The sequence below is a fragment of the Mycolicibacterium vulneris genome (assembly GCF_002104765.1).
GTDB classification, from domain to species: domain Bacteria; phylum Actinomycetota; class Actinomycetes; order Mycobacteriales; family Mycobacteriaceae; genus Mycobacterium; species Mycobacterium vulneris.
This window is the reverse complement of record NZ_NCXM01000022.1, coordinates 1-24,284: the sequence shown is the minus strand read 5'-3', so window position 1 is coordinate 24,284 and position 24,284 is coordinate 1. Positions and strand designations below refer to the sequence as shown.

Sequence of the window (24,284 nt, the reverse complement as noted above, 5' to 3'; positions counted from 1 at the left end):
AAGGACGCAGGATGGCAACAACACCGGCCCGCACTCAGCTGAGAGCATTACTGGACAAACGCGAACTGATCGTCGCGCCAGGCGTTTTCGACGGGATATCCGCGCACCTGACCAGACGCACCGGGCACGTCGCCGCCTATATGACGGGCGCCGGCGTGGCGGCGTCCGGCTTCGGCTTGCCCGACATCGGCCTGGTCACCGCGACCGAGATGGCCGATCGGGTCGCGATGATCGCCGGCGCCCTCGGTGACGTCCCGCTGATCGCCGACGCCGACACCGGCTACGGCGGACCGATGAACGTGGTGCGCACGGTTCGTTCCTATGACGCGGCCGGGGTGGCCGCCATCCAGCTGGAGGACCAGGTGTTCCCCAAGCGTTGCGGTCACCTGCCGGGCAAGCAGGTCGTCGACGCGGCGGTGTTCGAACAGACGCTGGCGGCCGCGCTGGACGCCAGATCCGATGACGACCTGCTGGTGGTGGCCCGCACCGACGCCCGCGCACCACTCGGTCTGGATGCGGCGATCGAGCGCGCCAACCGGTACGCGCAAGCCGGCGCCGACATCATCTTCGTGGAGGCGCCGCAGGACCTCGGCGAAATCGAGCGCATCGCACACGAAGTCGACGCTCCCCTGCTGATCAACCTGGTGCTCGGGGGCCTGACACCGCTGCAGTCGGCGTCACGACTGCAGGAATTGGGTTACGCGATCGCCATCCACCCCAGCAATCTGCTGATGCAGACGACGTTCGCGATGCTGCAAAGCCTGTGCGAACTCAACGGCACCGACCTCGCCGCCCAGCTGCCCACCTCCCCGGCTGACTTCTTCAACCTGGTGGGCATGTCGGAATGGCGGGCGCTCGACGACAAGTACGCACGGACCGAGGACCGCACATGGGCATGACCATCATCGAAAAGATCTTCGCCCACAAGGCCGGGCTGGACTCGGTGACACCGGGTGACACGGTCGTGGTCGACGTGGACATGACCGTCCTGATCGACCTGCAGTTCGCCACCATGTGGATACAGCCCAACAGGATTCACGACCCCGACAAGCTCGCGGTGATCATGGATCACGCCGTGCCCGCCCCGACCATCAAGGATGCCGAGGGCGGCCACCACGCCCGCAAGTTCGTCGCCGACTTCGGCATCGAGCGCTTCTACGACGTCGGTCGGCATGGCATCTGCCATCAGGTGATCGCGGAGAACGGGCTGGCCCGTCCGGGAGAAGTGTTGGCGTGCACCGACTCTCACACCTGCGCGGCAGGCGCATACAACACCGCGGCGCGCGGGCTGGGCCCCGCCGAGATCTATTCGATCATGTGCACCGGTTCCACCTGGTTCCAGGTCGCGCCCACGATCCGCTACGAATTCCACGGCGCCAAACCGGACGTGGTGAGCGGCAAGGACATTTTCCTGCACATCGCCAACGAGTACGGCGACGCACCCAATCAGAACCTCGAGTTCGGCGGGCCCGGCCTGGCCGGCATCCCGATGCACGATCGGCGGACCATCGCGACCCAGGGCGCCGAGGTGTCGGCCGATTTCAGCACATTCGAGCCCGACGAAGTGCTGGCGTCGTTCCTCGACGAACGCGGGGCCACCGGATTCGACGCCGTCACACCGGATTCCGACGCTGCCTACCAGGACATCCGGCGCATCGACCTCGCGGCGCTGGAACCCTACGTGGCCCGGCCCGGCACCGTCAGCCGCAACGGTTCGCCGGTATCGCAACTGGGCAAACAGAAAATCGACCAGGCCTTCATCGGTTCCTGCGCCAACGGGCAACTCGAGGACCTGCAGATCGCCGCGCAGGTGTTGCGCGGCAAGTCCGTCGCACCGGGCGTGCGGCTGCTGGTGACCCCCGCCTCGCAGGCCGTGTACCGCGAGGCCATGCGGCGCGGCTACCTTCAGGACCTCGCCGACGCCGGCGCCGTCGTCACCAACTCCACCTGCGGAGCCTGTTTCGGGTACCACATGGGCGTGGTGGGCGCCGGCGAGGTGTGCATCACGGCCAGCACCCGCAACTTCACCGGGCGCATGGGCAGCACCGAGGCCGAGATCTACATGGCCTCCCCGGCCACCGTCGCCGCGTCCGCGGTCACCGGCTACATCAGCGACCCGAGGAGCGTGATGGCATGACGCTGCGTTCGCTGACCTTCCAAGGCAAAGTCTGGGTGTTCGGCGACAACCTGAACACCGACGCCATGTATCCGGCGTTCGCCATGAAGATGGAACCGGCCGAGGCCGCCAGGCATGTCTTCTACGAGGTGCGGCCGGGCTGGACCGACGAGGTGTCACCGGGCGATATCGTGTTGGCCGGCAAGAACTTCGGGCTCGGCTCGTCGCGGCCCGTGGCGGCGTTGTTCGTCGAGCTCGGCGTCGCCGGCCTGGTCGCCGAGGAATTCAACTCGCTGTTCTTTCGCAACGCCGTGAACTCGGGGCTGCCGGCGATAACCGTCCCCGACGCCACCGCGGCGTTCAGCGACGGCAACACCGGAACCTTCGACCTGGCCGACGGCAGCTGGCGCAACGACACCACCGGCGCCTCGGGCACCGTCGCGAAGCTGCCCGACCTGATTCTCGACATCATCGAGAGCGGCGGCGTGCTGCCGCGGCTTGCCCGGCAGGGCTACCTGCCCAGCGAACTGGGCGACCTGCTGCGCTCGCCCGCGGTGGCGATGCGCGGCGCGGGCAGCGGCGCATGATCGAGCTGCTGGGCAGAATGCTCCGCGGCGTGCGCGCGGGTGCCCACCGAAGTCCCCTCGCCAATGGCGCATTCGCCGCACCCACCACCATCACGGTCACCAGCACCGCGTTCGCCGACGGCCAAGCGATGCAGGCGTCCAGCGCGGGCAAGGGCGTCGGTGACAACACGTCGCCGCCGCTGCGCTGGGCGGGACCACCGCCCGACACTCGTCAGCTGGCGCTGCTCATCGATGACGTCGACGTCCCACTCCCCCGTCCGCTCGTGCACACCGCCGCGGTGATCGAACCGAGCGTCGACGGCGTGGCCGCGGGCGCACTGCAACCGGGATGCGCGGGAATCCGCTTCCTGCGGGCCGACCTCGGTCACCACGGCTACGCCGGCCCACGGCCGATTCCCGGCCACGGGCCACACCACTACCGCTTTCACGTGTTCGCGCTCGACACCGTCCTCCCGGACACCGTGACCACCGCCAAGGGACTGCTGGCCGCGATGCGCGGGCACGTGCTGGCGCGGGGCACGCTGACCGGAACCTACCAGCGCTGAACGGAAAAGACCCTCTGACCTGCGGTTGGCAGTGTCTGGCAGCGCCTGGGATCGATCTGGCAGTGGTTCGCGAGCAGCGTCGGTGGTGATCGCAGTCGCCATCGAGAAAGGAACATCATGTCCGCAACCACGATTGACCGCACCGGCACCCGGGACGGGTTGCTTCGCCTTGCCATGCGGGCCGACGCCGCCATCAGCGGACTGGTCGGCCTGGCAGGTATGCCGTTCGCCGGCTGGCTCGCCGACATCTCGGGCACCACGAAGGCGTTCGAGTACGGCATGGGCGCGTTCTTGATCGCCTACGGCATCGTCGTGTTCGGGCTGGCCGCCCTGCCGTCGGTGCGGCGCGCCGGCATGGCCGTCATCATCGCGAACGTGGCGTACACGGTGGCCGCAATCGTTCTCGTGCTAGCCGACGTCTTCCCGTTGACGTCGACCGGCGTGGTGTTGAACCTGGCGGCCGGCGTGTACACGCTCGTGTTCGCCGAACTGCAGTACCAGGGCTGGCGCCGAGCGAAGGCCTGAGTCCCCACGCTCAGGGCCCGCTCGGTACTGCCGGGCGGGCCGATGAGTGCGCGGGCTAGTCCTCGGGGATCTCGCGGTCGATCTCGTCGAGCCAGATGCGCGCCGACATATCGGACGGCGCGCGCCAATCCCCCCGCGGCGACAGCGAACCACCGTGCGACACCTTGGGCCCATTAGGCAGGGCCGAACGCTTGAACTGGCTGAACGAGTAGAACCGCTGCACGAAGACCTGCAGCCAGTGCCGAATTTCCTTCAGCGAGTACGACGGCCGTTTGTCCTCGGGGAAACCGGGCGGCCAGATGCCGTGCTCGGGATCGCTCCACGCATGCCAGGCCAGGAAGGCGATCTTCGATGGCCGGAATCCGAAACGCAGCACGTGGAACAGCGAAAAGTCTTGCAGCGCAAACGGGCCCACTCTCGCCTCGCTGCTCTGCAGCTCCTCTTCCTCGCCGCTGGGAACCAGCTCCGGGGTGATCTCGGTGTCGAGCACCGACTGCAGCACCTCGCTGACCTCCGGCTCGAACTGTTCCGAGGAGATCACCCACCGGATCAGGTGCTGGACCAGCGTTTTTGGCACGCCGCCGTTGACGTTGTAGTGCGACATCTGGTCGCCGACACCGTATGTCGACCAGCCCAGCCCGAGCTCGGACAAGTCGCCGGTGCCCAGCACGATGCCGCCGCGCTGGTTGGCCAGCCGGAACAAGTAGTCGGTGCGCAAACCGGCCTGGACGTTTTCGAACGTGACGTCGTACACCTTCTCGCCCCGGGCGAACGGGTGGTCCATCTCCTTGAGCATCAGCGCCGCGGTCTCGCGGATGTCGATCTCGGAGAACGTCACACCCAGCGTGCGGCACAGTTCGGCCGCGTTGCGTTTGGTGTGTTTTCCGGTCGCGAAGCCGGGCAGTGTGAACGCCAGAATGTCACTGCGCGGCCGTTGTTCTCGATCCATTGCGCGGGCGGCGACGATGAGGGCGTGGGTCGAGTCCAGTCCGCCGGAGATCCCGATGACGATTTTCGGGAAGTCCAGTGCGCGCAACCGCTGTTCGAGGCCGGCGACCTGGATGTTGTAGGCCTCGAAGCAATCCTGTTCCAGCCGTTGCGGATCGGCGGGAACGAAGGGAAAACGCTCGACATCGCGCCGCAGCCCGATGTCGCCGCCCGGGGGGTCCAGCCGGAAATCGATGCGCCGGTAGGTATCCGTCGTCGTCCGGTGGTGGCGCCGGTTGTCGTCGAAGGTGCCCATCCGGAGCCGTTCCGAGCGAAGCAATTCGATGTCGATGTCGGCGATGCTGAATCGCTCCCCCTTGGGGAATCGCTCGGACTGGGCCAGCATCACGCCGTTCTCGAACACCATGGTCTGACCGTCCCAGGCCAGGTCGGTCGTCGATTCGCCTTCCCCGGCAGCCGAATACACGTAAGCGGCCAGGCAACGCGACGAGGCCGAACGGGCCAGCAGGCAACGGTCCTCGGCGCGGCCGATCGTGATCGGACTGCCGGACAGGTTGGCCAGCACCGTCGCACCCGCCAGCGCGGCCTCCGCGCTCGGCGGGATCGGCACGAACATGTCCTCACAGATTTCCACGTGCAGCACCAGGCCGGGGACGTCGGAAGCCTCGAAGAGCAGGTCGGGACCGAACGGCACCTCGGCGCCCGCGACGCGGATGGTGCCGCGCTCGTCGTCTCCGGGTGCGATCTGGCGGCGTTCGTAGAACTCCCGATAGGTGGGCAGGTATGACTTCGGCGCCACCCCGAGCACCGCGCCGCGATGGATGACTACGGCGGCGTTGTAGATCCGGTGCCGATGGCGCAGCGGGGCTCCGACGACCAGGACCGGCAGCAATTCGGCCGAGGCCGCGACGATCTCCGCGACGGCCTTCTCGACATCGTCGAGCAGCAGGTCCTGCAGCACGATGTCCTCGATGGAGTATCCGGACAGCGTGAGCTCCGGGAAGACGGCCAGCGCGACGGCATCGTCGTGGCATTCCCTGGCCATCCGCAGGACCGATTCGGCATTCGCGGCCGGGTCACCGATGACCGTGTGGTGCGTGCAAGCGGCGACGCGGGCAAAGCCCTGGCTGTAAGCGTTGTAAAAGTCCATCGCCCTTCCATTGTCGTCCCATGCGTGTCAACTCTTACCCGTCGGGTATCCCCGACGGCATGAGTGACACAGCTCTCCTGGTGGTCGACATGATGAACACGTATCAGCATCCCGACGCTGAAAATCTAATACCCAGTGTCGAGAAGGTCATTGAGCCTTTGACCGATTTGGTTCGGCGGGCGCGTGAATCTGACGGCGTCGACCTGGTCTACGTCAACGACAACTACGGCGACTTCACCGCAGAGTTCTCCGACGTCGTCCATTCCGCATGCGACGGGGCGCGGCCCGATCTGGTGAAGCCGATCCTGCCGACCGAGGAGTGCCGCGTGATGACGAAGGTCCGGCACAGCGGGTTTTATGCGACGCCGCTGGCGTATCTGCTCAACCGGCTGGAGACCAAGCGGTTGATCATCACCGGTCAGGTCACCGAGCAATGCATCCTCTACACGGCCCTGGACGCGTACGTCCGGCACTTCCCCGTGGTCATTCCGACCGATGCCGTCGCACACATCGACCCCGACCTGGGCGAGGCGGCGTGCAAGATGATGCAGCAAAATATGTCCGCCGAGCTCACGACCGCGGCGGACTGCCTGGGCTGATCCGTACCCTGGATGAGGTGACCGTCCGCTGTGCAGAATCGCCCGAACTGGTCACGCTACTGGCCGGTCGCCGCATCACGGTGCTGACGGGCGCGGGCATCTCCACCGATTCGGGCATTCCCGACTACCGCGGACCCGATTCACCGCCGAGCAATCCCATGACGATCCACCAGTTCACCGGCGATCCGGCGTTTCGGCAGCGGTATTGGGCACGCAACCACGTCGGCTGGCGGCACATGAACGACACGCTGCCCAATGCGGGCCACCGGGCACTCGCCGCGCTCGAGGACGCGTCGGTGGTCAACGGCGTGATCACCCAGAACGTCGACCTGCTGCACACCAAGGCCGGCAGCCGAAACGTCATCAACCTGCACGGCACCTACGCGCAGGTGGTCTGTTTGAACTGCGGATCCACCATGACGCGCGCCGCTGTGGGCGAGCGGCTGGAGGCGCTCAACCCCGGCTTCATCGAGCGCGCCGAAGCGATCGGTGGGCTGGCGGTGGCTCCCGACGCCGACGCCGTCGTCGCCGATACCGCGTCGTTCCGGTACCTGGATTGCGAGCGGTGCGGCGGCATGCTCAAGCCGGACATCGTCTATTTCGGCGAAAGTGTCTCGAAAGACATTGTGTCGGAAGCTTATAGGTGGGTCGAGCGGGCCGACGCACTGCTGGTCGCGGGTTCGTCGCTGACCGTGTTCTCCGGCTACCGGTTTGTGCGGCACGCCGCCGCACTGGGCATCCCGGTGGCCATCGTCAACCGCGGCGGCACCCGCGGCGACGACCTGGCCACCGTCAAAGTCGACGGCGGCTGTTCGGAGTTGCTGGCCCTGCTCGCCGACGAGTTAGCGCCCCTGTCAACGCATTAGAACGTGCACGGCATGCTGCGGATGGCGTGCACGAAATTGCCCGCCAGGTACGCGGGCTCGCCCGCCCGAATGTCAGGCAGCTGACGGAACAGCTCGCCGAAGATGGCCCGCAGCTGCGCGCGAGCCACGTGTGCACCGAGGCAGAAATGCAGTCCGCCACCGCCGAAGCCGACGTGCGGATTCGGGTCGCGGCTCAGGTTCAGGCGTTCCGGGTGGTCGAACGCCTCGGTGTCCCAGTTGCCGGACGGATAGAACATGACCACCTTCTCGCCCGCCGCGATGCGTTGGCCGCCTAGCTCGAAATCCGTTGCGGCCGTGCGGCGGAAGGTCATCACCGGCGACGCCCAGCGGATGAATTCCTCGATGGCCGTCCCGATCCTGTTCTCGAAATCCTCTAGCAGCCAAGCCTTTTGGTCAGGGAAGTCGCTGAGCGCCTTCATCGCGTGACTGATGGTCTGCCGGGTGGTGTCGTTTCCAGCCACGGAGAGCAGGACGAAGAACGCCGCTACCTCCGCGTCAGTTAGCCGGTCGCCGTCCACCTCGGCTGTCACCAGGCTGCTGAACAGGTCATCGCCGGGGTGCTCGCGGCGCGCGGCGGCCAGCATCGCGGCGACTTGGTGCAGGTACGTCTGATTCTCCAATAAGACTTCCAGCGGGTGGCGGCCGTTCAGGTAGACGGGATCGGCCCAGGAGACCAGAGCGTCGACTGCGTGAGCCACCTGCTGGCGCTCGGATTCCGGAATACCGACCATGTCCGACAGGGTGCGGATGGGTAGTTCTTTGGCACAGTGGTCGACGAAATCGGCGCCGCTGCCGGCGGCCCGCAGTTCCTCGACGATGGTCTTGGCGTTGACCTTGATCGAGTCCTCGATGCGCCGGACCTGCCTCGGGGTGAAGGCGGCGTGAGCGAGCTTGCGCAGCTTGGTGTGTCGCGGCGGGTCCATCGCGAGGAACGACTGCGACGCCTCGAGCAGTTCCACCGGGATGCTCTCGAACATCACGCCCTGGCCGGACAGGAAGACGTCGTTGTTGCGGCTGACCGCGACGATGTCGGAGCGCCGGGTGACCGCCCAGAAGCCCGGGTCGGTGGGATCGGGCATCAGCGAGTCTTCAACGGGCGGATGCCAGCTCACCGGGCGCTCGGCGCGCAGCATGGCGAACGAGCGTTCCCGGTCCGCCGCGGTGGTGGACCAGAACGCCCGCGAGGACAGATCGATCTCGTCGTAGGCGCGACCCGACTTGTCGGTCCCAGACTTACCCGTAATCACGGCCATTGGTGGTCCTCCGTCTCGCATGACCCCGGTCACAGACTTCCCAGCGACAATATGCCTAGACATTTTGTCTAGTCAATATGTCGATCGCTCGGCTATGCTCGGCGCATGCCATCGCTCACCCGCAAGCCGCGGGGCCACCGGAGCCTGGGGCGCGAGCAGCGGCGCGAGCAAATGGAGCGCAGCCTGCTGGACGCCACCGAGCGGCTGATGCGCGATGGCGCGAGCTTCACCGAACTGAGCGTGGATCGGCTCTCCGGCGAGGCCGGCATCTCCCGGGCCAGCTTCTACATCTACTTCGAGGACAAGGGTCATCTGCTGCGACGGCTCGCGGGCCAGGTGTTCGGCGATCTGACCGACAGCGCGCGGAGTTGGTGGAGCGTGGCCGGGCGGCATGACCCGGACGACGCGCGCACGGCGATGAGCCGCATCATCGCCACCTACCGGCGGCATCAGGCGGTGCTGGTCGCGCTCAACGAGATGGCCGCCTACGACCCGCTGACGGCGCAAACGTATCGCGAACTGCTGACCGGCATCTCCGAGCAGTTCACCCAGGTCATTGAGGCCGGCCAGGCCGACGGCTCGATCCGCCCCGAGCTGGCCCCGCTGACCACCGCCAGCGCGCTGACCTGGATGGTCGAGCGGGCCTGCCAGCAGAACCCGCCGGCCAAACCGCCCGACTACGATGCCGAGCTGGCCGCGACCCTGGCCGAAATCGCCTGGGGTGCACTGTATCTCAAGCCAACCTCGGAGCGCTGACCCGACTGTGTAGCACCGCGCCGACGCGCTTCTACACCGCCACCAGGTCGTCGGCATGCACCGCGGGCCGGCGCAACTCACCCGGCAGCTCAGAGGTGGACCGGCCCATCATGGTGCTCAGTTCGGTCGCGTCGTAGGCGACCACGCCACGGGCCACCATCACCGCATCCGGGTCGCGCAATTCGACGACGTCGCCGGCGTAGAACCGGCCGGCCACCGCGGTGATCCCGGCGGGCAGCAGCGAGCGACGCTGCCGCACCACCGCGCGCACCGCGCCCTCGTCCAGCGTCAGCTCGCCGGCCGCCTCGGCGGCGTAACGCACCCAGAACCGCCGCGCCGACATTCGTACCGGGCGCGCGGCGAACACCGTGCCGACCGAGGCGTCGGTGAGCGCGGTCGCGGCGTCGGCCGCGGCGGCCAGCAGCACCGGCACACCGGCGTCCGCGGCAAGCAGCGCCGACGACATCTTCGAGGTCATCCCGCCGGTACCCAAATCGCTTCCGGGCCCGGCGATTACACCGATCAGATCCGCGGAGTCCGACACCTCCGAGATGAACCTGGCGCCGTCGGTCTTTCGCGGATCCGAGTCGTAGAGCCCATCGATGTCGGACAGCAACACCAACGCCTCGGCGCCGACCAGGTGGGCCACCAGCGCCGAGAGCCGGTCGTTGTCACCGAACCGGATCTCGTTGGTGGCCACGGTGTCGTTCTCGTTGACGATCGCCACCGCGTGCAGTGCGCGCAGCCGATCCAGCGTGCGCTGGGCGTTGGTGTGCTGGGCCCGCATCGAGATGTCGTGCGCGCTCAGCAGCACCTGCCCGACCGTGCGGCCATAGCGGGCAAACGCGGCGCTCCACGAATTCACCAGCGCCACCTGACCGACGCTGGCCGCGGCCTGCTTCGTCGCCAAATCCCTAGGACGACGGGACAATCCGAGCGGCTCGATGCCGGCGGCGATGGCTCCCGACGACACGATGACCACGTCGGTACCGGCCTTCATCCGCGCCTCGATTGCTTCGACGAGTCCGGCCAGCCGGCCGGCGTCGAAGACGCCCGCCGGTGTGGTCAGCGCGTTGGTCCCCACCTTGACGACCAGGCTGCGCGCAGTGCGGATGACGTCGCGGTGGGCGCTCACGACTCCTCGCCGTGTTCACTGGTTCTGCGCCGCTCCTCAGCATCGCTGCTCTCTGCATCGTCGCCGGCGCGGCGCCGGCGCCGGGCGGCCTTGCGTTCGGCGGCGCCGACGCGCTCGGTGCGCTCCAACCGCGCGTCGGTTCCGCGTCCCGACAGCGCAACCTGTTGTCCGGCGGGCGTTTGCGGCTCCCAATCGAACGTCATGTCCCCGATGGTCACTTCGCAGCCCGGCCGCGCACCCAGCCGTAGCAATTCCTCTTCGACACCGAGGCGCGCCAGCCGGTCGGCGAGGTATCCGACGGCCTCGTCGTTGTCGAAGTTGGTCTGGCGGATCCACCGCTCGGGGCGCGCGCCGCTGACCACGAAGGCGCCCGGCTGCCGGGGGTCGGGCTCGACGCTGAAACCGCTGTCGTCGACGGGAACCGGACGGATCACCGGGCGGCGCGGCACGATCTCCGGCTGGGCGGCCTTAAACTCCGAGATCATCTTCCACAACCCGAAGATCAACGGCTGCAAGCCGTCTCGCGTGACCGTCGACACCAGGAACACCGGCCAGCCGCGCTCGGCGATCTCCTGACGGACGAACTCGGCGAGTTCGCGCGCCTCGGGCACGTCGGTCTTGTTGAGCACCACCGCGCGAGGCCGTTCGGTCAGATCACCCAACGTCGCATCCCCTTGCAGGGTGGGCGTATACGCGGCGAGTTCGGCCTCCAGCGCGTCGATGTCGGAGAGGGGGTCACGGCCGGGGTCCGCGGTGGCGCAGTCGACGACGTGCACCAGCACGGCGCATCGTTCGATGTGCCGGAGGAAGTCCAGGCCCAGGCCGCGGCCCTCGGACGCACCCGGGATCAGGCCGGGCACGTCGGCAACGGTGAAGGTGTGCTCCCCCGCCGACACCACACCGAGGTTGGGAACCAGCGTGGTGAACGGGTAGTCGGCGATCTTGGGCTTGGCCGCCGAGATCGTCGACACCAGCGACGATTTGCCGGCCGAGGGAAAACCGATCAGGCCGGCGTCGGCGACGGTCTTGAGTTCCAGGGTCAGGTCGCGGGTCTGGCCCTGTTCGCCCAGCAGCGCGAAGCCGGGGGCCTTGCGCGCCCGCGATGCGAGGGCGGCGTTGCCCAGCCCGCCGCGTCCCCCCGCGGCGGCTTCAAAGCGGGTGCCCGCGCCGACCAGGTCGGCCAGCAGCCGACCGTTCTCGTCGAGGACGACGGTGCCGTCGGGCACCTTGACTTCCAGGTCGGCGCCGGCCGCGCCGTCGCGATTGTTGCCCATCCCCTGCTTGCCCGAGGGCGCGGTGACGTGCGGATGGAAATGGACGTCGAGCAGGGTGTGCACCTGCGGATCGACGACGAAGACAATGCTGCCGCCGCGCCCGCCGTTGCCACCGTCGGGGCCGCCGAGCGGCTTGAACTTCTCGCGATGGACCGAGGCGCAGCCGTTACCCCCGGCACCGGCGCGCGCATGGATGACGACGCGGTCGACGAACCGAGGCATCGTGAATCCTCTCACCTACCACCGGGCGCCGAAATCACCGGGCTGGGCCCGGAAACACGGGTCAGTCGGTGGCTTGTCCGGCCGCCACGATGTTGACGGTCTTGCGGCCGCGCTTGATGCCGAACTCGACGGCGCCGGCCTCCTTGGCGAACAGCGTGTCGTCCCCGCCGCGCCCAACACCAACACCCGGGTGGAACTTGGTGCCGCGCTGCCGAACGATGATCTCGCCCGCCTTGACGACCTGGCCGCCGAATCGCTTCACGCCCAGCCGCTGCGCGGCGGAATCGCGACCGTTGCGCGAGCTGGAAGCGCCCTTCTTGTGTGCCATGTTCTGTCGCCTTCGCTATTTGATTCCGGTGACCTTCAGGACCGTCAGCTGCTGACGGTGCCCCTGACGCTTGTGGTAGCCGGTCTTGTTCCTGAACTTGTGGATACGGATCTTGGGGCCCTTGGTGTGCTCGAGCACCTCGCCGGTCACCGCGACCTTGGCCAGCGCGGCCGCGTCGGTGGTCACCTTGGCGCCGTCCACCACCAGGGCGACCGGCAGCGACACGTTCGAGCCAGGCTCGGATTCAAGCTTCTCGACCTTGACCACGTCCCCGACGGCGACCTTGTACTGCTTGCCGCCCGTCTTCACGATTGCGTAGGTCGCCATCGTCGCTCTGCTCCTTCTGCTAGCCGCTGCTCTGCGCGTCGCGCGCGAACCAGCCGCGGTGCGCGTGGTGGGTCTGGGTTGCGGGCCTGCGCCGATTCCCCGGGAGTCCCGCTGCCGCCGGCCAAAGTTTAGTCACCCGGCCTGACGACAACTGTCCAAGGGTACGTGACCAGCGGCTACAGGGTCAAACCGGACACCCCGGCGCCTTCGGCGTCAGCCCGGGTCAGTCCGCGTGGATCGGCGGACCGGCCGGCCTGCCCGCAGCGCGCCGGCGCCTGGGGCGTCCCGAGACGGCCTGGCCGGCCCCGGCGGAGGCCTCCCCGGCGTCGGTGTCGTCCGAATCGTCGTCCTCCGTGTCCAGATCGTCGTCGTCGAGCTCGAGGTCCTCGTCATCGTCGCCGAGGTCTTCTTCGTCGTCGAGGTCGTCGTCATCGTCGTCATCGTCGATGTCGTCGTCATCGTCCGAATCGTCGTCGTCAATGTCGTCGTCGTCAGTGTCGTCGTCGTCCGAGTCCTCGTCATCGGAATCGTCGTCCGAGTCCTCGTCGTCGGTGTCGTCGAAGTCCTCGTCGTCGGTGTCCGCGACGCCACCGGCGCGTCCCGCCTCCTCCTGGTCGAGGTCGTCAGTGGTTTCTTCGGTGGTCTCGTCGGACTCGTCGTCCTCGGACTGCGTGGAGGAGCCGGCGGCCATTGCCTTGAACATCGGGTGCTCGCCGGGAGCGTGGGCGGGCACCTTGGCCACCACCTGCTCTTCGGTCTTGTTCTTCTTGCGCCTGCCCCGGCGGCCGCCCCCACCGGATTCGGACTTGCGCCCGTTCGACGGGGCCGAATCCACCGGGTCCGTGTGCAACAGGATGCCGCGCCCACCACAGTTCGAGCACGACGTCGAGAACGCTTCGATGAGGCCGGTGCCCAACCGCTTGCGGGTCAGCTGCACCAAACCGAGCGATGTCACCTCGGACACCTGATGCCGGGTGCGGTCGCGGGCCAGCGCCTCGGTCAGCCGCCGGAGCACCAGATCGCGGTTGGACTCCAGCACCATGTCGATGAAGTCGATGACCACGATGCCGCCGATGTCGCGCAGCCGCAGCTGGCGCACGATCTCCTCGGCCGCCTCGAGGTTGTTCTTGGTGACCGTCTGCTCGAGGTTGCCCCCAGACCCGGTGAACTTGCCGGTGTTGACGTCGACCACCGTCATGGCCTCGGTCCGGTCGATCACCAGCGTGCCACCCGACGGCAGCCACACCTTGCGCTCCATCGCCTTGGCCAGCTGCTCGTCGATGCGGTGCACCGCGAACACGTCCGGCCCGGCCTGCCCTTCCGGCCCGGCGGGCGCCTCGTACTTGGTGAGCTTCGAAACCAGGTCCGGGGCAACGGATTTCACGTAGTCGTTGATCGTGGTCCAGGCCTCGTCGCCGGAGACGATGAGGCCGGCGAAGTCCTCGTTGAACAGGTCGCGGATCACCTTGACCAGCACGTCGGGCTCTTCGTAGAGGGCCACCGCGGCGCCGGCGGCCTTCTCCTTGATCTCGATCGCCTTGGCCTCGATCTGCTTCCAGCGCTCCTGCAGGCGCGTGACGTCGCTACGGATGTCCTCTTCCTTGACGCCCTCGGACGCGGTCCGGATGATCACCCCGGCGTCGGACGGCACGACCTCGCGCAGGATCTCTTTGAGCCGCTGGCGCTCGGTGTCGGGCAGCTTGCGGCTGATCCCGGTCGATGACGCCCCCGGCACGTAGACCAGGTAGCGGCCCGCCAGCGACACCTGCGTGGTCAGCCGGGCGCCCTTGTGCCCGACCGGGTCCTTGCTGACCTGGACGACGACATAGTCGCCGGGCTTGAGCGCTTGTTCAATCTTGCGGTCGGACCCGCCGAGTCCGGCGGCTTCCCAGTTGACCTCGCCCGCGTAGAGCACACCGTTGCGGCCGCGGCCGATGTCGACGAACGCCGCCTCCATCGACGGCAGCACGTTCTGCACGATGCCCAGGTAGATGTTGCCCACCAGGGAGGCCGACGCGGCCGACGTGACGAAGTGCTCGACCACGATGCCGTCCTCGAGCACCGCGATCTGGGTGTAGCGCGACCCCTGGTTCGGCTGCTCGGTGCGGACCCGGTCGCGCACGACCATCATCCGCTCGACGGCCTCGCGGCGGGCCAGGAATTCGGCCTCGGTCAGCACCGGGGGCCGGCGCCGTCCGGCGTCGCGGCCGTCCCGGCGCCGCTGCCGCTTGGCCTCCAGCCGGGTGGAGCCGTTGATGCCCTTGATCTCGTTGTTCGAGCCGCCGGAGTCATCTCCGCCGCCCTTGCCGCTGCGGGGCGACCGCTCGTGCACGACCGTGTTGGGCGGATCGTCCGGCGACGAGCTCTCGTCGTTGTCGTCGCCCGATCCGGATTTGCGCCGCCGACGCCGCCGGCGGCGACGGTTGCCGCCGTCGGCCGAACCGTCGTCCCCGTTGTCCGAATCGTCGGAGTCGTCGGAGTCGTCGGAGTCGTCGGAATCCTGGCCGTCGGAGTCCTCGGAGTCGGCTTGACCGCCCTTCTTGCCCCGCGGTTGCCCTTCGTCGTCGTCACCGTCGTCGGCCTGGCCGTCGGATCCGCCCTGCTCACCGCGCCCGCGGCCACGACCGCGACGGCCGCGGCGCCGCCGCCGGTTCGACGGCCGGTCGGACTGCTCGTCGTCGTCGCTGTCGGAATCGTCGGAATCGGCGCTGTCGTCGGCGCCGGCCTCCTCCTCGCGGGCATCGATCGGCTGCGGCGCGACGAAAAGCGGCATGTAATGCGGGCGCTCGGCGGCGTTGTCCGGCGTCTCGAGCAGCAGCCGAGATTCGGGTTCGTCGGCCTCGCCGCCGGCCGCCGGTGCGCTCTCCGCGTCCTCCGCGCTCGCCGAGGGCCGCGCAGACGCCAGCAGGTCGCGCACCCGGACCGCGTCGTCGCGGTCCACGGTGGAATGTGCGCTGCGGATTCGCCCGTCCAGCTCGCTCAGTGCGTCGAGCACCCGCTTGCTGGTGGTTCCCAGCGTTCGGGCCAGCGAATGAACTCTTAGGCGGTCCGGTAGTTCCTCCGGACGAGTCGATTCTTCTGATGGGTCTGCAGTCGGTGCACCGTCTACCACGTATTCTCCTCAAGCCCCCGGGCGCGTCTTTTGCGACGCGGCCACGCGAGGGCTTCGCTATGGGCCCGGGCCACTTCTCCCGGGCTTGTAATGGTCTCGCCCCGAGCGGCCCAGCTTCAGGACCTACTCGGCGCCGTGCTGAATGACGGCCTGACATGCAGCGAACCAAGGCGACGGGGCTATGGTCGCGCTTGTCTAAGTCTTCATTCGGGTGTCTGACGCCGGTCCGGCGACGTTCACCCGAGACCAGTATCCCACATCACGTGGCCGACCCAGCCGCACCTGATGCAGCCCGCCTCAGCAAAGTCGCCCCGGACCGGGTCGTCGCAGCTCTAGGCGGTGGGAAACCAGAGCGCGATTTCGCGCTTCGCGGACTCCACCGAATCCGACCCGTGGACCAGATTGAACTGGGTCTCTAGCCCGAAATCGCCGCGGATCGTGCCCGGGATCGCCTTCTCCACCGGGTCGGTACCGCCCGCGAGCTGCCGAAACGCCGCGATCGCCCGCGGCCCCTCGACGATGGCCGCCACCACCGGTCCAGACGTGATGAACTCCAGCAGCGACTCGAAGAAGGGCTTGCCGTCGTGTTCCGCGTAGTGCTGGGCGGCGAGGTCGCGGCCGACGGCCCGCAGCTCCAGCGCAGCGATGGAAAGGCCCTTGCGCTCGATGCGGCCGATGATCTCCCCCACCAGCTGCCGCTGCACGCCGTCAGGCTTGATCAGTACCAATGTCCGTTCGGTCACGGCGGACAGCGTACATAACCGGGCGGCACGGGGCCGGACGAGAGCGGCCGGGCCCTGCTCGGGGGATTTCTGCGCCTACCGCCGGCCTACTGCTGCCTGCGCCGGACCTCCGCGCGGAAGTAGGCGATCAAGCCCCACAGGCCGGTGAACAGCACGCCGATGAACCCCACCCCCGGGTAAACCACGAAGCCGGCGAGCAGGATCACCTGCACGCCGAGGTTGGCCCAGATCGCCCAGGGTTTGCGCTGCACCCCGGCCATCAGGATCAGCAGCACGGCCAGCCCGATCAGGTAGACCAGCGACGCCGTCGTCAGGCCGCCGCCGACCGCGCCCACCACCGGGATCGCCAGCAGCACCACGATCGCTTCCAGAAACAGCGTCAGGGCCATCACCGCGCCGAAGCTGCGCCACGGGTCGGCCGGCGGCGCCGGGGCGCGCTCCTCGGGGTTCTCGGGCACGTCCGTCATTGCGGATCACGACCGAACAGGGTCCGCGCCGCCCCGGCGGTCACCACCGACCCGGTGATGATGATGCCGGTGCCGGAGAAGGCTTCGGCTGGTCCGTCCGCCGCGGCCTCGTCGACCAGTGCAGTCGCGACGTCGATGGCGTCGCGCAGGTTCTCGGCGGTGCTCACCCGGTCGGGCCCGAACCGCTCGCGCGCCGCCAGGGCCAGCGACTCGACGTCGAGCGCCCGCGGGGATCCGTTGTGGGTCACCACGACAGCGTCGAACACCGGCTGCAGGGCGGCCAGGATGCCGTCGACGTCCTTGTCCGCGAGCACGCTGAGCACCCCGACGAGATAGCGGAAGTCGAATTCGTCGGCCAGGGTCTGCGCCAGCGCGGCCGCGCCGGCGGGATTGTGCGCGGCGTCGAGGAACACCGTGGGTGCGCTGCGCATCCGCTCCAGCCGTCCGGGGCTGGCGACGGCGGCGAAGCCGGCGCGCACCGCCTCGACGTCGAGCTGACGCTGCGCACCGGCGCCGAAGAACGCCTCGACGGCCGCGAGGGCCAGCGCGGCGTTGTGCGCCTGGTGTTCGCCGTGCAGCGGTAGGTAGACATCGGAATACACCCCGCCCAGGCCCTGTAGTTGCAGCACCTGCCCGCCGATCGCTACCTGACGGCCCAGGACGGCGAACTCGGAGTCCTCGCGGGCCACCGCGGCGTCGGCTTGCACGGTCTGGGTCAACAACACCTCCATCGCCTCGGGGGCCTGACGCCCGATGACCGCGACGGTATCGGGTGCACCCTCGGGCGCCCGGGTGATGATGCCGGCCTTCTCCCCCGCGATGGTGGCGAGATCGTCGCCCAGGTATTCGACGTGGTCGATCGAGATCGGGGTGATGACCGCGACGGGGGCGTTGATCACGTTGGTGGCATCCCAGCGGCCGCCCATGCCCACCTCGACCACGGCGACGTCGACGGGCGCGTCGGCGAACGCGGCGAACGCCATCGCGGTCAGCACCTCGAACTTGCTCATCGCGGGGCCGCCGTCCGCCTGCGACTGCGCGTCGACCATCTGCACGAACGGCTCGATCTCGCGATAGGTCGCCACGTATTGCGCCGGGCTGATCGGCTTGGAGTCGATCGAGATGCGTTCCACCGCCGATTGCAGGTGCGGGCTGGTGGTGCGCCCGGTGCGACGGTGCAACGCGGTGATCAGCGCGTCAATCATCCGGGCGACCGAGGTCTTGCCGTTGGTGCCCGCGACATGGATCGACGGGTAGGCCAGTTGCGGCGACCCCAGCAGGTCCATCAGCGCACTGATCCGGGTCAGGCTCGGCTCGATCTTGGTCTCCGGCCAGCGCTGATCCAGCAGGTGCTCGACCTGCAGCAGCGACGCGATCTCGTCCGGGGTGGGGGCCGGGTCGGGGATCTCGGCGGGCACTTCGTCCTGCGGCCAGTCGGGGTCCTGCGGCCAGTCGGGCGGCTCGGTCATCGAACCCTCACTGCAGCCCGGCTAACCGCGCGTTGATCCGCTCGGTTTCCTCCTGGGCCAGGCGCTGGCGATCGCGGATCTTGTCGACGACGTTTTGCGGGGCCTTGCCCAGGAATTCGTCGTTGGCCAATTTGGCGGTGGTCGATGCCAGCTCCTTGTGCGCCGCGGCCAGATCCTTTTCCAGCCGGCGACGTTCGGCGGCGACGTCGATGGTGCCGGAGGTGTCGAGCTCGACGACGACGGTGCCGCCGCTGAGCCGCACCTCCACCGACGCCGACGGGCGAAACTCCGGGCCCGCCGCCGTGAGCCACGCCAACGACGTCACCGCGCTCACCTGGGTGCCCAGATCGGATTCGTCGACACCGGACATCCGCGCCGGCACCTTCTGGCGGTCCGCCAGGCCCTGGTCGCTGCGGAACCGACGCACCTCGGTCACCATCTTTTGCATATCGGTAATCCGCTGTGCGGCAACCGGATCCAGGCTGATCCCGGACGACTGCGGCCAGTCGGCGATCACCAGCGACTCCTGGGCCTCATCGCCGGTCAGCGCCTGCCACAGGGCCTCGGTGATGAAGGGGATCACCGGATGCAGCAACCGCAGCAGAGTGTCCAGCGTCGCCGCCAGCACGGCAGTGGTGTGCGTAAGCCCTTCGGCCAGTTGCGTCTTGGCCAATTCGACGTACCAGTCACAGAATTCGTCCCACGCGAAGTGGTAGAGCGCCTCGCAGGCGCGACTGAACTCGTAGCTGTCGAATGCCGAATCAACCTCCGCGCGAACCTCTTCCAGCCGGCCGAGAATCCATCGGTCGGCGTCGGTGAGCTCGGCCACGGCGGGCAGCGGGGCCAGCCTCGCGCCGTTGAGCAACGCGTAGCGGGTGGCGTTGAACAGCTTGGTGCAGAAATTGCGCGACGCGCGGACGTGGTCCTCGCCGACCGCCAGGTCGCCGCCGGGGCTGGCGCCGCGAGCCAGCGTGAACCGCAGCGCGTCGGCCCCGAACGCGTCCACCCAGTCCAGCGGGTCGATGACGTTGCCCTTGGACTTGCTCATCTTGCGGCCCGCCTCATCGCGGATCAGCCCGTGCAGGAAGACATTGGTGAACGGCACCTGCGGACCGCGGCGGCCGTCCAGGGTGATGGCCTCATCGTCACCGACGAAGGTGCCGAACATCATCATCCTGGCCACCCAGAAGAACAGGATGTCATAACCGGTGACCAGAACGCTTGTGGGATAGAACTTCTCGAGCTCCGGAGTCTTGTCGGGCCAGCCCAGAGTGGAAAACGGCCACAACCCCGAGGAGAACCAGGTGTCCAGCACGTCGGGGTCCTGCTCCCAACCGTCCGGCGGCGTCTCGTCGGGACCGACGCAGCGCTGTTCACCGTTGGGTCCGTACCAGATCGGTATGCGGTGGCCCCACCACAGCTGGCGCGAGATGCACCAGTCGTGCATGTCGTCGACCCAGGCGAACCAGCGCGGTTCCAGACTGGCGGGGTGAATCACGGTGTCCCCGTTGCGCACCGCGTCACCGGCGGCCTTGGCGAGCGATTCCACCCGGACCCACCACTGCAGGGAAAGACGTGGTTCGATCGGCTCGCCGCTGCGCTCGGAGTGCCCGACGCTGTGCAGGTACGGCCGTTTCTCCTCGGTAATACGGCCCTGGGCCGACAGCGCCTCCCGCACCGCGACCCTGGCCTGGAATCGGTCCATGCCGTCGAATTGCGTTCCGGTGTCGGTGATCCGGCCCTTGGTGTCCATGATCGAGATCATCGGCAGCTGATGCCGCAGGCCGATCTCGAAGTCATTGGGGTCGTGTGCGGGCGTGACTTTGACTGCGCCGGTGCCGAATTCGGGGTCGACGTGCTCGTCGGCGACCACCAGCAGCTGACGGTCCACGAACGGGTGCGGCAGGCTGGTGCCAACCAGGTGCCGGTAGCGTTCGTCGTCGGGATGCACCGCGATCGCGGTGTCGCCGAGCATCGTTTCCATCCGGGTGGTGGCCACCACGATGTGTGGTTGCGAGTCGTCCATCGAGCCGTATCGGAACGACACCAGCTCGCCTTCGACCTCTTGATAGTCGACCTCGATGTCCGAGATCGCCGTCTGCAGCACGGGCGACCAGTTGACCAGCCGCTCGGCCCGATAGATCAGTCCGGCGTCGTAGAGGCGCTTGAATATCGCGCGAACCGCCCGCGACAGGCCCTCGTCCATGGTGAAGCGGTCGCGGCTCCAGTCCACGCCGTCGCCGAGCCGGCGCATCTGGCCGCCGATGGCGCCACCGGACTCCCGCTTCCAGTCCCAGACCTTTTCGATGAACAGCTCTCGGCCGAAGTCCTCTTTGGTCTTGCCGTCGACCGCGAGCTGCTTTTCCACCACGCTCTGCGTCGCAATGCCGGCATGGTCCATGCCCGGCTGCCATAGCACCTCGTAACCCTGCATCCGCTTGCGCCGGGTCAGGGCGTCCATCATGGTGTGCTCGAGCGCGTGGCCCATGTGCAGGCTGCCGGTCACGTTCGGCGGCGGCAGCACAATCGAATACCCGGGCTTGGTGCTGGCGGGGTCGGCCGTGAAGTAACCCGCGTCCACCCATCTCTGGTAGATCACGCTTTCGGCCGCAGCCGGATCCCACGACTTAGGCAGGTCGGTGGCGGGGCTGCGGCTGGCGGTCACCCGTCAATTCTAGGGAGCGGTGTTTACCTCCATGTAAGCGCCCAAACCCGCAGGTGGCGGCGTCGGTTGCCCGGTGATCAGGGAATTGTGAGCACTTGGCCGGGCTGGATCAGGTCCGGGTTCGAGATGCCGCTGGCGTCGGCGATCGCCTGGTATCTGTTGCCGTCGCCGTAGAAGCGCTCCGCGATCGCCCACAGGGTGTCGCCGGAGGCGACCGTGTAGGTCCGCGCCGCGGGCTCTGGCTCCGCAGCGACCTCGGCTGGGGCCTCTTCGGCGACGGCATCCTCGGCCTGCGCGGGCTCGTCGGCGGCGACCTCGGGTGCCGGCGGCGGCGGGTTGTCGGTCTCTGTGTGCGTCGACCATGCCGGCCCGTCGGAGGCATACAGCACCAAGTTGCGGTCGTCTTGAAGCACGAGTTTGACGTCCTTCTTGCCCTTGGTGTCGGTATGCCAGACCGGTTTATCCGCCGTGTAGAGGACGAAGTTGCCGTCGGGCTGCACCTCGGCACGCACCACATTTTGGCCCTCGGTCGACGTGGACCACAGAGCCTGACCTCGCGAGGCCAGCACCAGGTTGCCGTCGTCCTCCAGGGTCAAGGTGTAGGCGCCGTTGCTCGAGGCGAGCGATTCCCCGCGCACAAGCTTTTGACCGCCAGTAAGCGTGTCTGACATAGCATTACCTCTCTCATCAACGCAGTCCGGCCACGCCAAGGCCGAACATTGCTCGTACCCGCTAGGGGCTGGTCGATCTTTATTGGGGCCTGGGCATCCCTCCCTCGACGCAGTCGAAACCAGCCGGGAAATACCGATGAAGGCTCCGCGTGGATTTTGCGGCGCCGGGCTACTTCTTGCCGCCGAGCAACCCACCGAGGATGTCGCCCAGCGCACCGCCCTTGCCGCCCAACACGTTTCCGAGAATGCCGCCAAAGGATTTGTCACCGGCGCCGGCACTGAGGATGCTGCCCAGAACTTCGCCCAGGGCGCCACCCGAAGCGGCCTGCGTCGTCCGAGGGACCGTTTCCGGCGACCCCCGGCCCCCCGGATTCAGCTGTTTTCCGATGTATGCCAACACGATCGGGGCCAAGACCGGCAGCAACTGCTTGAGCATGTCGCTGTTACCGGCGCCTCCCCTGGCCAGCGCCGACGCGACTTGATCGGCGTCGTTGCCACCGAAGATCGTCGCGATCGCCTGCCGGCCGTCGCCGGCATCGACCTGGTCGACGTCCCCGCCGGCGTCGAGCAGTCCACGGGCGGCGTGACTCGTGGCAGCGGACTCGATCCGGTCGGCCACCGCGGGATCCTGCGAGTTCTGGTGAAGGCCGCTCAGCAGTACCGGCACCAGTGTGTGAACCGCGCTGACGACTTCGTCTTCGTTCACGCCTAGCCTTGTCGCGATTTCAGATGTAGGGATCTGGGCGTACAGATCATCAAGACCGGCCATCGGGGTCACCCGCCTTATTGCTGGATGTATGAGCCAAGTCAGCTACGACAGTAGACTCATGCGGCCGCGCACAACAGCCCTTGCGGTGGGTCACTAACCCAGCCGCTCGACCTCCAATGTCACGCCCGCGGCGGGGAACCGGTCCAGCAGCGCGTCGCCCATCGCGGCCGCGGGGGTGAGAACGCCGTGCAGGTCTGGGAGCGTGTCGCGGTCCACGGCCAGCGCGAGGCCGCACTCCCCCAGCAATACCGAAGTCGCCTTATAGCCGGGGTCGCCGCGCTGTTCCATGCGCGCCACGTAACGGGCGCCGGTGGTTGTGGTGGTGAAGGTCTCGATCCGGTAGTAGCCGCGTTCCCGGGCGGCCTCGCTCGGGCCGGTGCCGGGTTTGGGCACGATGCGCTCCACCAGTTTGCGTGGCAGCAGCCGGAAATACCGGCTGCCCAATCCGAAGGTGGCCGCGCCGACCCCGCCCACCACCGCGGACGCGACCGGGGCCAGCGGCGACGAGCCCAGGCTCATACTTTCGCTGTACCGCAGTTGGCGTCCGTAGGCCCAGTCCAGCAATGCGTTGCTGCGCCGCACAATTCGGGTGTTGTAAGGAGCCATCAGGAAGCCCGACGTCCACAACCCGGTCAGCTCCGGCGCGATCCGACCACCGCGACGCCAGGGCAGATCGGGCTGGGGGCCGATTTCGGGTTCGGCACCGCGGTCGGTGGTCAGCGTGTACGGGTCGGCGAGCTGGCGGCGGGCGTCGGGATCGCGGGAGGCGGTATCGAGCACTTCCAGCATCGACGCGACGGTTCCGCCGGACACGCCGCCGGAAAAGGAGCGCACCACCAAGTCGGTGTCGCCGAGCTCTCCGGCGCCGTCGTCCCGCACCGCCCGGTAGAGCGCATACACGCTGAGATCCGAAGGGACGGAATCGAATCCGCACGCGTGCACAATGCGGGCGCCGGTGTCGGCGGCCTGCTTGTGGTACAGGTCGATGCTTTCGCGGACGAACATCGCCTCGCCGGTCAGGTCGGCGTAATCGGTGCCCGCGCCGGCGCAGGCGGCCACCAGCGGCAATCCGTAACGGGTGTAGGGCCCGACCGTGGTGATGACGACCTGGGTGCGGGCCGCCATCTCATCGAGCGTGGAGGGCGACGACGCATCGGCGTTCAGGATGGGCCACGCCTGCGCGCTGTCGCCGAGACTGTCGCGGACGGCGCGCAACCGGTCGGCTGATCTGCCGGCCAGCGCGATCCGCGTGTCCGGTGCCGAGCCGGCCAGGTATTCGGCGGTGAGCTTTCCGACGAAGCCGGTTGCCCCATACAGCACAATGTCGAATTCGCGCGGCGTTGCGGTCACTGACCCGACGCTACCCGACGCCGGGCGTCCCACCCCCTGCAGCTAAGAAGTGCCGGGCACGACGGCCCGGCACTTCTTATATGTGTGTACGGCTGCGAAGCCGTCGATTGTGGCTGCGACTCAGCCGCGGCGCCCGCAGACCGGCCATGCGCCAATGCCCTGCGAGTGCAGCACGTTCTCGGCGACTCGGATCTGCTCGTCGCGGCTCGCGCCGGCCGGGGATCCCGACCCACCGTTGGCACGCCAGGTGCTCGGGGTGAACTGCAGGCCACCAGCGAAGCCGTTACCGGTGCTAATCCCCCAGTTGCCACCCGACTCGCACTGCGCGATGGCGTCCCAGTTCACGCTGTACGCGCGGTGGGCGGGAGGCGGCGGGACGTCCGGGC

The 24,284-nt window shown here is 68.0% G+C and carries 23 protein-coding genes; 8 read left to right on the top strand and 15 right to left on the bottom strand.

What is annotated here, in order from left to right:
• Positions 1–11: 11 nt before the first annotated feature.
• The 5 genes from B8W69_RS20085 (at position 12) to B8W69_RS20065 (ending at position 3,773) form a co-directional block, all read left to right on the top strand.
• A complete protein-coding gene (locus B8W69_RS20085; protein WP_085291532.1) occupies positions 12–899 on the top strand; it encodes an isocitrate lyase/PEP mutase family protein in 888 nt (295 codons plus the stop codon).
• A complete protein-coding gene (locus B8W69_RS20080) occupies positions 890–2,137 on the top strand; it encodes a 3-isopropylmalate dehydratase large subunit (protein ID WP_085291531.1) in 1,248 nt (415 codons plus the stop codon). Before B8W69_RS20085 ends, B8W69_RS20080 begins: the two co-directional genes overlap by 10 nt.
• Complete coding sequence (locus tag B8W69_RS20075; protein ID WP_085291530.1) at positions 2,134–2,703, top strand: LeuD/DmdB family oxidoreductase small subunit; 570 nt, start codon at positions 2,134–2,136, stop codon at positions 2,701–2,703. The genes B8W69_RS20080 and B8W69_RS20075 overlap by 4 nt, the downstream gene beginning before the upstream one ends.
• The gene (locus B8W69_RS20070) at positions 2,700–3,248 is read left to right on the top strand and encodes a YbhB/YbcL family Raf kinase inhibitor-like protein (protein ID WP_085291529.1); all 549 of its coding nucleotides are present in this window, start codon (positions 2,700–2,702) and stop codon (positions 3,246–3,248) included. Before B8W69_RS20075 ends, B8W69_RS20070 begins: the two co-directional genes overlap by 4 nt.
• A 117-nt stretch (positions 3,249–3,365) precedes the next feature.
• Positions 3,366–3,773, top strand: a complete 408-nt coding sequence (locus B8W69_RS20065; protein ID WP_085291528.1) for a hypothetical protein — start codon at positions 3,366–3,368, stop codon at positions 3,771–3,773.
• A 55-nt stretch (positions 3,774–3,828) separates the two neighbouring features.
• Here the strand turns inward: B8W69_RS20065 and B8W69_RS20060 are convergent, their stop codons facing one another.
• Entirely contained in the window at positions 3,829–5,871 is a 2,043-nt protein-coding gene (locus B8W69_RS20060; RefSeq protein WP_085291527.1) for an NAD(+) synthase, read from the bottom strand.
• Positions 5,872–5,930: 59 nt separating this feature from the next.
• On the opposite strand from B8W69_RS20060, the gene B8W69_RS20055 reads away from it, so the two are divergent.
• Together B8W69_RS20055 and B8W69_RS20050 are read left to right on the top strand one after the other, a co-directional pair.
• Complete coding sequence (locus tag B8W69_RS20055; protein ID WP_085291590.1) at positions 5,931–6,470, top strand: cysteine hydrolase family protein; 540 nt, start codon at positions 5,931–5,933, stop codon at positions 6,468–6,470.
• A 17-nt stretch (positions 6,471–6,487) separates the two neighbouring features.
• Entirely contained in the window at positions 6,488–7,336 is an 849-nt protein-coding gene (locus B8W69_RS20050) for an SIR2 family NAD-dependent protein deacylase (protein WP_085291526.1), read from the top strand.
• On the opposite strand, the gene B8W69_RS20045 is transcribed toward B8W69_RS20050, so the two are convergent.
• Entirely contained in the window at positions 7,333–8,610 is a 1,278-nt protein-coding gene (locus tag B8W69_RS20045) for a cytochrome P450 (RefSeq protein WP_085291525.1), read from the bottom strand. The genes B8W69_RS20050 and B8W69_RS20045 overlap by 4 nt on opposite strands.
• A gap of 105 nt (positions 8,611–8,715) precedes the next feature.
• On the opposite strand from B8W69_RS20045, the gene B8W69_RS20040 reads away from it, so the two are divergent.
• Complete coding sequence (locus B8W69_RS20040; protein WP_085291524.1) at positions 8,716–9,366, top strand: TetR/AcrR family transcriptional regulator; 651 nt, start codon at positions 8,716–8,718, stop codon at positions 9,364–9,366.
• Positions 9,367–9,397: 31 nt separating this feature from the next.
• Here the strand turns inward: B8W69_RS20040 and proB are convergent, their stop codons facing one another.
• From proB to B8W69_RS19975, 13 genes are all read right to left on the bottom strand, one after another.
• A complete protein-coding gene (gene proB, locus B8W69_RS20035; protein ID WP_085291523.1) occupies positions 9,398–10,501 on the bottom strand; it encodes a glutamate 5-kinase in 1,104 nt (367 codons plus the stop codon).
• Entirely contained in the window at positions 10,498–11,997 is a 1,500-nt protein-coding gene (obgE, locus tag B8W69_RS20030; RefSeq protein WP_085291522.1) for a GTPase ObgE, read from the bottom strand. The genes proB and obgE overlap by 4 nt, the downstream gene beginning before the upstream one ends.
• A 61-nt stretch (positions 11,998–12,058) precedes the next feature.
• On the bottom strand, positions 12,059–12,325 hold the full coding sequence (rpmA, locus tag B8W69_RS20025; protein ID WP_008255217.1) for a 50S ribosomal protein L27: 267 nt from the start codon (positions 12,323–12,325) through the stop codon (positions 12,059–12,061).
• A 15-nt stretch (positions 12,326–12,340) separates the two neighbouring features.
• A complete protein-coding gene (rplU, locus tag B8W69_RS20020; protein WP_007769829.1) occupies positions 12,341–12,652 on the bottom strand; it encodes a 50S ribosomal protein L21 in 312 nt (103 codons plus the stop codon).
• 223 nt (positions 12,653–12,875) lie between these two features.
• The gene (gene rne / locus B8W69_RS20015) at positions 12,876–15,764 is read right to left on the bottom strand and encodes a ribonuclease E (protein WP_085291521.1); all 2,889 of its coding nucleotides are present in this window, start codon (positions 15,762–15,764) and stop codon (positions 12,876–12,878) included.
• 332 nt (positions 15,765–16,096) lie between these two features.
• A complete protein-coding gene (ndk, locus tag B8W69_RS20010; protein ID WP_085291520.1) occupies positions 16,097–16,507 on the bottom strand; it encodes a nucleoside-diphosphate kinase in 411 nt (136 codons plus the stop codon).
• A gap of 86 nt (positions 16,508–16,593) precedes the next feature.
• Positions 16,594–16,974 (bottom strand): DUF4233 domain-containing protein, encoded by a 381-nt coding sequence (locus tag B8W69_RS20005; protein WP_085291519.1) that lies wholly within the window; start codon positions 16,972–16,974, stop codon positions 16,594–16,596.
• Positions 16,971–18,443 (bottom strand): bifunctional tetrahydrofolate synthase/dihydrofolate synthase, encoded by a 1,473-nt coding sequence (gene folC, locus B8W69_RS20000; RefSeq protein WP_085291518.1) that lies wholly within the window; start codon positions 18,441–18,443, stop codon positions 16,971–16,973. Before folC ends, B8W69_RS20005 begins: the two co-directional genes overlap by 4 nt.
• Positions 18,444–18,450: 7 nt before the next feature.
• Entirely contained in the window at positions 18,451–21,108 is a 2,658-nt protein-coding gene (locus tag B8W69_RS19995) for a valine--tRNA ligase (RefSeq protein WP_085291517.1), read from the bottom strand.
• A 77-nt stretch (positions 21,109–21,185) separates the two neighbouring features.
• Positions 21,186–21,779 (bottom strand): LysM peptidoglycan-binding domain-containing protein, encoded by a 594-nt coding sequence (locus B8W69_RS19990; RefSeq protein ID WP_085291516.1) that lies wholly within the window; start codon positions 21,777–21,779, stop codon positions 21,186–21,188.
• A gap of 169 nt (positions 21,780–21,948) precedes the next feature.
• On the bottom strand, positions 21,949–22,548 hold the full coding sequence (locus B8W69_RS19985) for a DUF937 domain-containing protein (protein ID WP_085291589.1): 600 nt from the start codon (positions 22,546–22,548) through the stop codon (positions 21,949–21,951).
• A 93-nt stretch (positions 22,549–22,641) separates the two neighbouring features.
• Positions 22,642–23,898, bottom strand: coding sequence for a saccharopine dehydrogenase family protein (locus tag B8W69_RS19980; RefSeq protein ID WP_085291515.1), 1,257 nt, complete (start codon positions 23,896–23,898; stop codon positions 22,642–22,644).
• A 120-nt stretch (positions 23,899–24,018) separates the two neighbouring features.
• The coding region (locus B8W69_RS19975) for a transglycosylase family protein (RefSeq protein WP_181447446.1) at positions 24,019–24,284 on the bottom strand (266 nt) is incomplete at its 5' end.

What these genes read in the sequence shown, in the direction of transcription:
- B8W69_RS20075 (WP_085291530.1), top strand. Translation starts at nt 2,134, where the DNA reads ATGACGCTGCGTTCGCTGACCTTCCAAGGCAAAGTCTGGGTGTTCGGC.
- B8W69_RS20080 (WP_085291531.1), top strand. Translation starts at nt 890, where the DNA reads ATGGGCATGACCATCATCGAAAAGATCTTCGCCCACAAGGCCGGGCTG.
- B8W69_RS19990 (WP_085291516.1), bottom strand. Translation starts at nt 21,779, where the DNA reads ATGTCAGACACGCTTACTGGCGGTCAAAAGCTTGTGCGCGGGGAATCG.
- B8W69_RS20085 (WP_085291532.1), top strand. Translation starts at nt 12, where the DNA reads ATGGCAACAACACCGGCCCGCACTCAGCTGAGAGCATTACTGGACAAA.
- B8W69_RS20060 (WP_085291527.1), bottom strand. Translation starts at nt 5,871, where the DNA reads ATGGACTTTTACAACGCTTACAGCCAGGGCTTTGCCCGCGTCGCCGCT.
- obgE (WP_085291522.1), bottom strand. Translation starts at nt 11,997, where the DNA reads ATGCCTCGGTTCGTCGACCGCGTCGTCATCCATGCGCGCGCCGGTGCC.
- B8W69_RS20045 (WP_085291525.1), bottom strand. Translation starts at nt 8,610, where the DNA reads ATGGCCGTGATTACGGGTAAGTCTGGGACCGACAAGTCGGGTCGCGCC.
- rpmA (WP_008255217.1), bottom strand. Translation starts at nt 12,325, where the DNA reads ATGGCACACAAGAAGGGCGCTTCCAGCTCGCGCAACGGTCGCGATTCC.
- B8W69_RS20040 (WP_085291524.1), top strand. Translation starts at nt 8,716, where the DNA reads ATGCCATCGCTCACCCGCAAGCCGCGGGGCCACCGGAGCCTGGGGCGC.
- B8W69_RS19985 (WP_085291589.1), bottom strand. Translation starts at nt 22,548, where the DNA reads ATGGCCGGTCTTGATGATCTGTACGCCCAGATCCCTACATCTGAAATC.
- B8W69_RS20005 (WP_085291519.1), bottom strand. Translation starts at nt 16,974, where the DNA reads ATGACGGACGTGCCCGAGAACCCCGAGGAGCGCGCCCCGGCGCCGCCG.
- B8W69_RS20055 (WP_085291590.1), top strand. Translation starts at nt 5,931, where the DNA reads ATGAGTGACACAGCTCTCCTGGTGGTCGACATGATGAACACGTATCAG.
- rplU (WP_007769829.1), bottom strand. Translation starts at nt 12,652, where the DNA reads ATGGCGACCTACGCAATCGTGAAGACGGGCGGCAAGCAGTACAAGGTC.
- B8W69_RS20070 (WP_085291529.1), top strand. Translation starts at nt 2,700, where the DNA reads ATGATCGAGCTGCTGGGCAGAATGCTCCGCGGCGTGCGCGCGGGTGCC.
- folC (WP_085291518.1), bottom strand. Translation starts at nt 18,443, where the DNA reads ATGACCGAGCCGCCCGACTGGCCGCAGGACCCCGACTGGCCGCAGGAC.
- B8W69_RS20065 (WP_085291528.1), top strand. Translation starts at nt 3,366, where the DNA reads ATGTCCGCAACCACGATTGACCGCACCGGCACCCGGGACGGGTTGCTT.